General features: G+C 43.1%; 12 protein-coding genes. All 12 read right to left on the bottom strand.

Translation table 11 applies throughout. The features are described 5' to 3' along the window. Positions 1-29: 29 nt before the first annotated feature. On the bottom strand, positions 30-455 hold the full coding sequence (locus tag ACPPVU_RS12630) for a type IV pilin protein (RefSeq protein WP_426672067.1): 426 nt from the start codon (positions 453-455) through the stop codon (positions 30-32). 143 nt (positions 456-598) lie between these two features. Next, positions 599-751 carry a hypothetical protein gene (locus ACPPVU_RS12625; protein ID WP_426672066.1) on the bottom strand — a complete coding sequence of 51 codons (153 nt, stop codon included), beginning with the start codon at positions 749-751 and terminating at the stop codon, positions 599-601. A gap of 4 nt (positions 752-755) precedes the next feature. After that, on the bottom strand, positions 756-1,175 hold the full coding sequence (locus ACPPVU_RS12620) for a T9SS type A sorting domain-containing protein (RefSeq protein WP_426672065.1): 420 nt from the start codon (positions 1,173-1,175) through the stop codon (positions 756-758). A gap of 99 nt (positions 1,176-1,274) precedes the next feature. After that, positions 1,275-1,415, bottom strand: a complete 141-nt coding sequence (locus ACPPVU_RS12615; protein ID WP_426672064.1) for a hypothetical protein — start codon at positions 1,413-1,415, stop codon at positions 1,275-1,277. Positions 1,416-1,606: 191 nt separating this feature from the next. Then, complete coding sequence (locus tag ACPPVU_RS12610; protein ID WP_426672063.1) at positions 1,607-2,461, bottom strand: hypothetical protein; 855 nt, start codon at positions 2,459-2,461, stop codon at positions 1,607-1,609. Positions 2,462-2,473: 12 nt separating this feature from the next. Continuing rightward, entirely contained in the window at positions 2,474-2,656 is a 183-nt protein-coding gene (locus tag ACPPVU_RS12605; RefSeq protein WP_426672062.1) for a hypothetical protein, read from the bottom strand. 9 nt (positions 2,657-2,665) lie between these two features. Continuing rightward, positions 2,666-4,033 carry an alkaline phosphatase family protein gene (locus ACPPVU_RS12600; protein ID WP_426672061.1) on the bottom strand — a complete coding sequence of 456 codons (1,368 nt, stop codon included), beginning with the start codon at positions 4,031-4,033 and terminating at the stop codon, positions 2,666-2,668. Positions 4,034-4,035: 2 nt separating this feature from the next. Further along, entirely contained in the window at positions 4,036-4,833 is a 798-nt protein-coding gene (locus ACPPVU_RS12595; RefSeq protein ID WP_426672060.1) for a hypothetical protein, read from the bottom strand. 261 nt (positions 4,834-5,094) lie between these two features. Beyond that, the gene (locus tag ACPPVU_RS12590) at positions 5,095-5,433 is read right to left on the bottom strand and encodes a hypothetical protein (RefSeq protein WP_426672059.1); all 339 of its coding nucleotides are present in this window, start codon (positions 5,431-5,433) and stop codon (positions 5,095-5,097) included. A gap of 2 nt (positions 5,434-5,435) precedes the next feature. Beyond that, positions 5,436-6,443 carry a hypothetical protein gene (locus ACPPVU_RS12585; protein ID WP_426672058.1) on the bottom strand — a complete coding sequence of 336 codons (1,008 nt, stop codon included), beginning with the start codon at positions 6,441-6,443 and terminating at the stop codon, positions 5,436-5,438. A 364-nt stretch (positions 6,444-6,807) separates the two neighbouring features. Beyond that, the gene (locus ACPPVU_RS12580) at positions 6,808-8,343 is read right to left on the bottom strand and encodes a hypothetical protein (protein ID WP_426672057.1); all 1,536 of its coding nucleotides are present in this window, start codon (positions 8,341-8,343) and stop codon (positions 6,808-6,810) included. 366 nt (positions 8,344-8,709) lie between these two features. Continuing rightward, positions 8,710-10,629, bottom strand: a complete 1,920-nt coding sequence (locus tag ACPPVU_RS12575) for a hypothetical protein (protein ID WP_426672056.1) — start codon at positions 10,627-10,629, stop codon at positions 8,710-8,712. Positions 10,630-11,167 lie beyond the last annotated feature (538 nt).

The raw sequence follows: 11,167 nt of genomic DNA, 5'->3' as shown, positions 1-11,167 counted from the left end.
CGTTAAGATCAATAATTTTACCACCTGCATCAATCGGGTGTTACTTCCTTAAGTGTTTTATCCTGGTCAATTTCCCAAACGTTGTAAGTGCCATTGCCGTTAAAGTCAACGACGGCAGTTGCCCTGCCGGAAAAAGTTATATTAGTTGCATTAGTGATCTCGATACGATAATTTGCCCTGCCGTCTTTACTGTCAGCGCTTAATTTTTCCTGAACAAAACCGATTTCAGTCAAATCTTTCGAGTATTTAGAATGCTCGTAGAAGTAGTTTTTTTCGAGGGTCTGAAGATGTTCGAGTTGCAGTTTCGCCTCTGTACTTTTTGCTTTGGTGATAAGGGGCAAAAGATTAGGAAGCGCCAATAGGACAAGGATACCGATAATAACCAGCACTACTAATATCTCGGTAAGCGTGTAAGCATTTACACGTTTTTTAAACAATAAGGAATAGGTTTTCATTTTGTTATTACAGGAGCTAATCTAATCATATTAATATAAAAAAACAAGGAACAGTGTACTTTTACTTGTTCAGAATTTAAATAACGGGAGCCTGAAAAACATAAAGCACTACAATCCAAACAGATTGAACATTTATCTATATCTCAATCGTTAAACGGATCGTTTCTAAACATATTAATACTGTCTTCTTTATCGTTAACCATTTCAAGAAAAACAGCAATTTCCCTCCCACCCGGGGACGGAAATTGCTGTTTAAATAAACTTCCGGGAGTTTTCCACAGAAGTTTGTTTGTCATTAGCTTAGAGTTTTACAAATTTATTTTCAGCTACCAGGCTTTGGGTCTTATTATCAATTACCCTTACCAGGTAGGTACCTGGAAGTAAGTTGCTGACATTGGTTTGCAAAGCATTCTGTGAAGAAGTAAACTCTTTAACCACCGTGCCTGTCGAATTAGTGAGCGTCATCTTGTAAGCAACAGCATCGTTTGTTTCAGAGGCGATCGCCAGGTTAATCATACTGCTTGCCGGGTTCGGATAGATATTAAGTTTGTCCGCAGGAAGATCGCTTTGTTCCGAATAAAGTATTGGCACGGCTTTCGAGCAGGTCATCACATTATTAATGCCTTCCTGTTTCAGGCGGTAAAAATTCTGGCCGACAATAGGATTTTTATCGAGGTAGGTATATTCCCCCTGGCCTGCCGCCTTTACACCACCAAGCACATTAAAGGATTTCCCGCCATCAATACTGCGCTCGACTGTAAAGTTGGTATAATTGCCCTCATTCTGCGTCTTCCAGGATACTTGTTCCTGACGTGCATTTTAAACCTTGCCAGCATTAAAATCCAACAACCGATAGACAGAGTCAGGATTTTGTACAATAACCAGGCTAAACCGCCTGCTGCCGAAGCTGGAACTATCACTCTTGTCAATTTTGACATCAACTGTACTGGTTCTTCTCATATTTAAAGAATCCCTTTTATTATTCAGCCAAACGTCATACAGTGCCGGTATGCCGACTCTAAAACACTAATATTTAGGGAACCGTTCGCTTTTTACGTTTCTTAGGTGATAAAATAAAGATTGAATTGAAAACACTGCCAGCCGAGCTCGAAACCGGCGTGACCGGCAGTGGTTAGCAAATACAAAACCGATCAAATCTTGGATGCGGGGGGAATAGCGGGCGGCACATTCTCATTGATCTTCAGGCCGAGATAAGTGGCGCTGCTGATGCCGGTTAAAGCGACCAGGGTCGCATCCAGCGTCGGCAGCGATCCGCAGGTAATATCCGGTATCTGGGAAATGTACAAGGTGACGGCAATAAGCGTCCAGACCACGTTTTGAAAGCGGTGGATATTGATGCCGTTCTGGTCGGACATGATATCCTTAAAAAAGCCTTCGGAGGGTTTCGGTGCGCCCTGCTGATCGGCAGTGGCGTTATTATCGATAATGTTGCCCGCTGCCGTAGTGGCGGCACTGATGCCCATTAGCCCCAGCAGCGTCTTGTCGATGGTTAAAACAGGTGCACTGGCATACCTGCATAGCTCAAGATAAAGGTAAGAGCAACTTATTACCACCGTCCAAACGGCCAGCTGGCTCCTGGAGAGGCTGAAGGGTTTGGGAATTTTGTTGATGTCGGTACCATCGGTATATTTTCCGGTCGCGACAGCAGCCTGCTTAAAAGCTACAGGGTCCTGGATAGGTGCCCGCAGCAAGTCCGACTTCCAGGTCAATCCGAAAAATAGGCCAACAATCAGGATAATCAGCAACCAGCCGGTCCATTGCAGCACGCTGTTGTCCGCATCTTTGCAGGTTGCCGCGACGACTTTGTTTTTGTTGTTATTTTGGGCTTTTGCCGCTGCTGCGATGGAGTCCGCTGTTTTGCTTTGGGCTTTCCTGATGGCGGCAGCCTTGTCTGCCTGTGCTTTAGCGTTGCCGGTGGTGTCTTCTGCGCGGATCGTCAGGCAGCCCAGTGCAAGGATCAAAAGAAGTAAACTGATTTTTTTCATTTGCTTAGATATTTAGGTGAATAATGGAATTTGTTCATCCAATTTAAGCGAAGGTGCCCTACCGCTGTCGCCAAACAGCCATTTATCGCCCGTCGAAGTTTCAGGGCCCTTAGCCCCTCTCCCGGCTCCCTGTTTTAGAAATTTCTTTTTTGAGGGTTTGCATATGCGATGGCGCGTTTGGGTAAAGCGTTTCATTTTAAAAGGTCATGTGCTCCTGGCCTGGTCAACAGCGGCCTTCCATTGGTAGAGTTCCGGGTATTTGTCTTTTACACCTTCCGGTTGCTGCGACATCATGTCGACCGCTGCTTGTTCAAAGGCCTGCCCCATTGGGCTGACGGGCGGCGTTGGAATATTATCGCCCAATGCGGATTTGACGTTAATCGCGCCGGAAGGCGCCGGTGGCGCCGGTATGGACGACGGCGTATCGGTCAGTGCCGAGGAAATGCTGGCGATGCCGTTTTCACTGCGGTAAGTTACCGCATCTGAATAGGCTTTGTCAGGATTGAAAAGTTCCCCCAGCAACTGCAATACCGAGGTATGGTCATACCGGTCATGAATAACCTTACCCGGGTCGACCCAGGGAGATACCAATATACCGGGTATCCTCGGGCCGAGGGTGCTGAAAGGAGGTGCATCGGGCGGACTGGCATTGTCCCTCGCGTTATTAAATGCAGGCGGAGCGACGTGATCGTAAAAGCCGCCGTGCTCGTCATAATAAACGACCATCAGGGTCTGCTTCCAGAGTTCAGGATTGACCGTCGCAGCCTGATAAGTGCGGCGCAAAAAGTCTTCGCCCCAGCCTATTGCCAGCGGGGCGTGGTTGTCGTTCGGGTGATCCGGGCCAATATGGGGGGCGTCTTCGTAGCTGGGCTCAACGATAATGACCTGCGGAACATCGGTCCCCTCCTGCATATCCCTGAAAAGCTCTTCATAATCCCGAAAATTATCGCCCAGTACCTTGCCCCATAGGCCGGGATAAAGCGCGAAAAAAGAAAAACCGTCATGGTAAACCCGCCAGCTGACGGGAACAGGCTGCCTGTCGAGCCAATCAAAGATATTGTCAGTGTCGGGTATGATCTGCAATCCGGTTTTATAAATGGCGCTTTTGCCGCAGAAAGCCACTGTACGGTTGGGTTGCGTGCTGGTTGGCAAAGGACAGAACCAGCGGTCGCAAGGCGCAAACTTTTGTGCCAGGAAACTGGTAACCGGTACCTGATCAGCGGTAAAGTACCCCATTGGATCCGGCTGCGGATTGGGCACAACCTTATCATAATCGGCATAGGCTTCGACAAAGCCGTCCATCAGCAATTGCCCGTTCACGGGAGAGCGGTGCAATTGTGCCGCTACATAAGGGTATTCATGCGGCACGTCAAAGTCGAGCTGCGTATCCCCCGGCATGGGAAAAGGCGGATAGGGATCCCCCTGGTAAACATTGGCATATTGGGAAAGTGGATTCACCAGGCCGTCGGCATCGGGCTGAATGCCCTGGAGACTGAGGTGACCGAGCATATGGTCGAAGGAGCGGTTCTCGAACATCACGAGAATAACCGTTTTTATATTGGCTAATGACATATTTATTGTTTTTTTAAAGTAATCAGGATATTCAGGCGTGGGTTAAGGTGGGTGCTATCGGCCCGTTGGGCCGGAGAAATCGCGGCGCAGAGCGCCCAGGCACCCCGAACGGCGGTCCCGTTAAGTACCTTGGCGTCTGCTTTCCCTATGCCGAGGTGCAGCTTGCGGCCCTCATGATAAATATCTAAAGGATAGGGTCCAGGGTTGGTTACGGTGCCGACACCAAAACCGCTCCCCCAGCGGGCAAGGTTCTTGATACCGGACGCAACCAGGCTATCGGCGGCAAAATGGCCGTCAAACGCCACTTCATCGAGGTCGCCTTCGTTCAGTATAGTAACCTGCAGATGCCTGCCTCCCTCCTGCCCCGGAAAACCAAGCGTAAATTGACGGTAGGTGGTATCCTTGTTGATCTTCCGGTCATAAACCAACAGCACTGCTTCACCACGGACTTTATAGGTGACCCGTACACTATCCGATGGCCAGATTGTACGTGGCTTTACGTCAAATTCGTAGATTTTGGATTTACAGGAACTAAAAAGCAGCGGGATCGAGGCGAGCATAACAAAACGAAAAGTTCCGGAATGCAGCCTATACCGGCTAAATGTAAATGGGTGCATGGCTAAAAGGTTGAAAAATAAATTTAAACTGTTTTTTGTTACAAAAGCACCGTGAAAACACCCTATTTCACCGGTTAAAACACCTATAATATCTTGAAAAACAGAATAATAATGAGTTTTATTTAAAGTTGCTACCGACTGAGCCGATCCAGCCCCCTCAATTAAGTTAAAAGAATTAAGCATAAGAATTTGGGGCGTTTTGTCCAGGGGAATTGGTGGCCCGTTCAGATTGTATTCATCCTCCAAAATGGACGAAAAGATGCAGGTCCCTGATCCGGGGGACTCACCGCCCCCGGATCAGTTCACAAGCCTTAACCGAAAGATTTTGGGCTTTTGTGCCCTTGATTTTATAATCACTAAGTTGTTTCCATATGCATGAACGGGACACTAAAAATGTTTTCTCGGTTAAGCGGGGACGCCTAACCTAACCGGAACGATTCAAGACTAAAGCAGACCCGCAGACATTGCCGAACTTGTAATATTGACCAAGGTCCCAATGGTTGTACTTATTGTTTTTACAATCCCGGTAATCTTATCCAACTGCGTATCAGCTGCGTCAATTTGGGCAACCAAATCATTCAGTGCCTTGGTGTCACTGCCCAAAGCGTTGACGAGAGCGGTTTCCGCTTCGGATATGATATCATTTTTAATGGTCTCTAACCCATGCGAAATTTTTTCAATTATTATTGCTGTCGCCGGATCCGTGTTATCGTTTGCGATCTGGTCAAGGGCCGCTATGGCTGCATTAACTTGTTGAAGTGTGTTTATCTTTGCAGTATCCATGATTATTTGATTTTTTGAATTGCTGTTTTCAGATCTTTAATGTTATCGCCATAAGTTTGGAGTTCCGTAGCGAACTCAACCAGGGACTTTTTAGTATCAATGTCGGTAAGCAGTTTGTGGTGAGCCTTTGCCAGATTTGCAGTTGCTGTTTTTGTATCATTCAGTAATCGCTGAAGCGCGTCTAAATCAGACAGCAGTTGAAGGCATTCCCTGTCATCGTCCAATGTGGCATAGCGGTAATTAATAAACGATGCGCTGTAATCCGCGTTATCCTTGTTCTTTTTGATTACGATATCGGTGGTTCTTTTTCCTAAAAAGGCCTTATAATCTGTTTTGATGTCCTGTCTGAGCTGGTTAACCAGATCCGAGAATGTTACAGGTTGCCCGTTTTTATCTTTAGCACCATTTCCTAACTGCGCAATAACATTGTTTGTCAGCCTGATGATCATCGGATCCGCCTTAGTGACGAAATCCTTTGTTTCTTTAGCCTGCCGGCTGCGGATAAATTGCTCACCACCAAGAGTGATCAATTCAGCGACGGCCCCTCCAATACCGGTAGGAAGCTGGTCTTTGGAATCTATCTTGTTATAATTTGTGATCAGGCCATCGATGTTCGTCCCGAAACTTTTCGCAGCAGTATCCAGTTGTTTAGTATGCTTATCGGCTGTTAGCAGTACAAGGGCCTGAGCGTATTTATCAATGATCTTAAAGGTTAGGTCAGATTTTCCGGTTAAAGTATCGTTTTCTTTTTTATGCTGGTAAGCACTATCTATTTCCGTAAAATGAGTGTCCGGATCAATTCTGCTGTTGGCCCGCAGCAGGGCCTCCTTTTCATTTATGGTATTAAAACTTAAAATAAATTTGCTCGGATAAGCTGAAAAGTTACTGGTGAGCTGCCCGAAGGTATTTACTTCGTTTAATTGAGACTTGGTCAGTGAAGCGCAACCATTTAATAAGGCAGTTCCGATTATTAAAGCGACAGATTTTTTAAAGAGATTATGATGTGTCATGGCCGTTAGGTTTGTTCAAAGCGAATGGTTAAACTTAGAAAGAATGCGATCAATTTTTCACGGTAAAATCACCCAATTTAAAAGGTGTTTTAACGGTATTTTTTATTAACTATCAGTCAATTACATCACTTATTTAAACTTTTTTTCTTTAAATTATAATTTACAGAAAATCATGCCATTTTGCTGAACACAAAATAGAGCAGGAAGTAGTTAATGTCGAGAGGATGGAACGACAAGATTTCATAAAAATCAAGTTTTAAATTATTGGCCTACCAAGACTAACCATAGAGGAAAACTTATTTACTCACTTTCAAATGCTGATATGATTTCTTGAAAGAGGATATTGATTTTTTAACACCCCCCGTTATTTACCTAATATCAGGTTGATGATAAACGCGGTACAAATTAAACCGATCAGATATTGAAAAAGCAAGATAAGCATGTATCTGCTCGCAAAATTCATATTCTTGAAATCAAAATCAATCTTGAAGAAGACAAAGCCAGTATATATCAGACAATACCAATAGCGTAATAGCTTTAATTTATTCGTTTGGTCGACATTGGATATGGTTGAGGGGTCTAGCTTTTCGACATAAAAGACGGCCAATAAGTTCTGAAAGATATATATATTAAACCAGCTAAACAGCAATATGATAAGAAGGGACCAGATTAACACGCGTATACGGTCGTAACCAAAGTTCCACCAAGTTCTATTTATCCAATAGCCTATCACTGGGAGTCGAAAAAAATTAACAACGGTCCAAAGATTATCACCTAGATGTCCTAATTTGTGATTATCACAAAAAACAAAAAGACAGGCGTTCCGTTTGTAATTGTTCATGATCGCATTTTGATATTTGAACTCGATATCTAACTTTTCGTAACTATTATCGAATCCTTCGTCTTTAAACAATTTAAGCAATCGTTGATAAGTCCCGGTTATTTGATCAGGTGGTGTAGAAGGAGGGAAATATAAATGGAAATGGCTGTATTCGAGATTGAATCTGGTGATGTCGGACCCGACAAGATTGAGATAAGTGATATTGCCAAGACTGTCTCTCACGCCGGTAAAATCAACGAGATCTATTTTTAGACCCGAAAGGTTGATGGTGTCAGGCATAATGCTGTTTACGATAAGTAATTGAGCTTTGGGAATAAAGAGTGAACCTAAAAGATTAAAATTTCCTTTGAACGCGCAATTATTAAAAGAAAGACTTCTAAAAGTTTTTAACCTGGCGGCAGGGGCTGCTTCGAGATTGCTCCTCGAGCTTCCCTCATTTCCATTGAATTCTTTGTTAAAATTACATTTGTAAAATGACAGATTATTTTGAAGAGTATCAAAACTTATAAAATTGACCTTTCCCTGAAAATCACACTGATCAAATTTGATGTCCGTTTTCACTTTACGAAAATAAAATTCAAAATCACCGTCTATCCTCGTATTTCCAATGCTCAATGATGCCAGGGAATCCTTGGGTCGCGCAATTGTTGGGCATTGTGTTAGGTTTAGATCAGAATTAAAGTATGCTGTGTCAAGAAATAAATTATTGGGGGTCGCCAGGAGTGTATCCCCAGAAAAAAAGTGACTGCCTTCAAAAACGTAAACATCTGTAGGATACGGTTTATGAGTTGAATGCAAAACGGTATCTGAACTCTTATAAACATGAGAACAGAGATCACTAAGGCTCTTTATGGTTTTATCAGTGTAGGTTATATCTGTAGAATCCTGATAGCCTTTGTAGCTCACAGAATGACTCAGATCGTTAATCTTAAGATGCAGCATGTTATCATGGACAGCTGGTTTATGAGTATCCGGCCAAAATAAAAGACATAAAACGATTGCAGCCAAAATCACCAATAATTCTTTTAATACATAAGTCCCTGAATGTCTTGATTTCATGAGCTGAAGGATTGAATAAACCGTTAACTAAAATATCTAAGCACATTAGTAAAAACAACAGGTGTTTTCACTGTATTTTCATTGCCTTTTTAATTCGGGAGAATAGAGAAGTTATTATTGGCTGGTTCGCCCATGGATTTTTTGTACCGATTGAACCCTAAGTCAGCAGCGGCAATGATCGCTAAAAAAATGCAGAGCACACTTTCAGGATAATAATTTCTGAGCGTCTGCCTGATCTCATAAAAAAGTATGAATAAACTAAAAAATTGCAGATAATAGGCGCATACCTTCAGCTAGGCGATTCGACTTTAGTACCCCTATCCAAATAATACTTTTTCTTCCTATCTTTTAGGTAGTTCATCTTCCCTATTTTTCTTTGCTTTTCTTCTTTTCTTTTTCTTCTTCATCTTCATTAGATTCATCGGGTATTGGCGCAGGGTGTTCCTCCAACAATTTTATCTGTTCATTGAAAAGTTTGTTTCCAATTCGCTGAAGCGTAAGCAATCCATTTCTTATTTGTTCGTGTGCTTCTTTTACTTCCTTCTTGTATTTGGGCCCCCATGGATCGATAGGTTTTGGACCATTTGGAGACAATACCCACAAAGGACCATCCGCAAGGTTTCCAATAAGTATGTTTACCAATATTTCATCGATGGGAAAGGGAAAACGAAAATGCCTGACGTCAATAATACGTGGTGGTGATGCTATGCCGTTCGCTATCACTTTTAATTCTGAAATGCCCTCAGGTGTAGCAAAAGGAATGCCGAAATTTGTTGTTTGAATTGCGCTGCCTGTAGCTACTCCCATACTGCTGTGGTCAAACGTGCGACAATAAGTGACTCTGCCAGTCGACAAATGTTTTATACGTACGAGCGGATAATTAGTAGCCGATGCTGCATCATCACCATAACCCACAGCCTGCGACAAACCATTAAATTGTGTACCCTGCAAAGTATACGTATGGAAAGGCCGCACTTCGGACGGACATGAGGTAATATAGGGCTTCCAACACGCATTTATGCAACCATAATAGGTATATAAATACACTTCATTGGTCTGTGACGTAAAAAGAATTTGCCCATTTGGTAATAGCAGCATCCGGCCTTCATAAGGATATCCTGAATTATTGGAAGGATCGGCAACTTTGTGAAGAGCGCTGCCATTATATTCATAAAAATAAGTAGGCGTAAGCCAACTGCTTCCATCTACAGGTCCTGCGGCAATCAGTACACGTCCATTGGTCATCAGGCAACCGGCAGCATCTTTTGAGCCGATTGTCTCACCATTTGGTCCCGGAGGGAAACCTGGTCCATGCACCCAAGTCCCCGGATTGGAAGCAATGGCGGGCGGCGTGTAAATTGCCGTGCGTCCATTGGCTCCTACAAAAAGTGTATTGCCATTATTCAGTAAAACTGCAGCGCCTATTTCACTCGATGATAATTCTATAATATTTTGCGGTAGCGTTCCCCCATCTACCCATGTGTTCGCAGCAATAATATATTTGTCTGCCCGCTGTGATGAATCGCATCTTACAGTTATTACCGTGTTGTCCGGGAGTAAAACCCAGCTTTCTTCAGAAGAAGTAGAAGGTTTGTCCGCTCCTGCTGTCCACGCATTGGTACCCGGATCATAAATAGCGGTTTTTGTTTCATTATATTTTCCGATAAACAAACGTCCATCTGGAAATAATACACTCGGAGAATCACCTACATTTCCCCATCCTGTTGGCGGAGCGATTTCCGTCCAGGTATCTGCAACAGGATCGTAAATTTCAGTTTTGTTACTCCATACACCGCTGTTGCTACCACCGTACTCGCCTCCGCAAACAATCAATCTGCCATCAGATAAAACGGCTGATGCATAATACAATCGTTTATCATTTGACGGCGATATATCACTCCATGTCCCATTGATATAACTGCCGGAAGTGTCCGCTCGCAATTTCTTCCATCTATTATCATTCGCCTGTTGGCAGAGCACCGTCCCGTCTGTCAAAAGAAACATTGTGCTTGCACTAATGCCGGGATTATTTGTAAGCTTTTTCCATTGACCGGGAAGTCTGTTCAGTATTAAACAAAAAAAAGTTTCCCAGTCAACTGAGATTCTAATGTTTGTTGCAGCTTTCTCATAAGCCTCTTGAATCTCGGTAAAAGTATAGTTTTGAAGATTGCTTTTCAAAATGTCAAGCACTGTTTTAGAAATCGCATTAGCATTCTTCTGAATGAAATTATTTCCTGCTTCCTTTGGAAGCAAATCGGCAAGCGATGCCGCAGATAACTGTTCCATAATGGTTCTATTTAAAGTATTTGCCTATTCTTTAATCTGGATTTTCAGTTTACTCCATAGTGTTGCGATTGAGCGTTTTTTTTGTGGGAGGCAATAAAACACTCAATCACCATTTTGCACATTTAAGCGTTGGACCTACAAAACACTTTGCGGGAAGCCAAGTGCAGAGTAGCACAACTGTAATTATCGTTTTCATACTTTCAGATTAAGGTATAATTTACTTAATGAACTAATTTATAACGATTTATTACCACAAACCTAACAAAAGGGATGCTGGCTGCGACGAGTATTTTTACGTTATTTACAGGGTGTTTTCACGGTATTTAAAGAATGTTTCCGGGGGGTCTGGAATGTTAGCAGGACCAGTGAGTGTTCAGGGAATTGTGATTCAATTCAGTTAGCTGATACGAAAATTTAAACTACCAGTTGGAACAAGAAAATATAAACAATTGGAAAAGATAACTATGGTCCGTCTTAATCCTTAGTATTTTAAAATATTACAAAGCGGGACTCTCTGTAATCTGCTTACAATCTGTTC

The sequence above is a fragment of the Mucilaginibacter sp. McL0603 genome (genome assembly GCF_049992945.1).
Classification (GTDB): Bacteria; Bacteroidota; Bacteroidia; order Sphingobacteriales; family Sphingobacteriaceae; genus Mucilaginibacter.
Note: the sequence above shows the minus strand (reverse complement) of the source record. Positions and strands in the feature narration are given on the sequence as shown.

Excerpts from the sequence above, each read along its gene's own strand:
- ACPPVU_RS12595 (WP_426672060.1), bottom strand. The coding sequence starts at position 4,833 with ATGCTTAATTCTTTTAACTTAATTGAGGGGGCTGGATCGGCTCAGTCG.
- ACPPVU_RS12605 (WP_426672062.1), bottom strand. The coding sequence starts at position 2,656 with ATGAAACGCTTTACCCAAACGCGCCATCGCATATGCAAACCCTCAAAA.
- ACPPVU_RS12585 (WP_426672058.1), bottom strand. The coding sequence starts at position 6,443 with ATGACACATCATAATCTCTTTAAAAAATCTGTCGCTTTAATAATCGGA.
- ACPPVU_RS12610 (WP_426672063.1), bottom strand. The coding sequence starts at position 2,461 with ATGAAAAAAATCAGTTTACTTCTTTTGATCCTTGCACTGGGCTGCCTG.
- ACPPVU_RS12630 (WP_426672067.1), bottom strand. The coding sequence starts at position 455 with ATGAAAACCTATTCCTTATTGTTTAAAAAACGTGTAAATGCTTACACG.
- ACPPVU_RS12575 (WP_426672056.1), bottom strand. The coding sequence starts at position 10,629 with ATGGAACAGTTATCTGCGGCATCGCTTGCCGATTTGCTTCCAAAGGAA.
- ACPPVU_RS12580 (WP_426672057.1), bottom strand. The coding sequence starts at position 8,343 with ATGAAATCAAGACATTCAGGGACTTATGTATTAAAAGAATTATTGGTG.
- ACPPVU_RS12590 (WP_426672059.1), bottom strand. The coding sequence starts at position 5,433 with ATGGATACTGCAAAGATAAACACACTTCAACAAGTTAATGCAGCCATA.
- ACPPVU_RS12600 (WP_426672061.1), bottom strand. The coding sequence starts at position 4,033 with ATGTCATTAGCCAATATAAAAACGGTTATTCTCGTGATGTTCGAGAAC.
- ACPPVU_RS12615 (WP_426672064.1), bottom strand. The coding sequence starts at position 1,415 with ATGAGAAGAACCAGTACAGTTGATGTCAAAATTGACAAGAGTGATAGT.
- ACPPVU_RS12625 (WP_426672066.1), bottom strand. The coding sequence starts at position 751 with ATGACAAACAAACTTCTGTGGAAAACTCCCGGAAGTTTATTTAAACAG.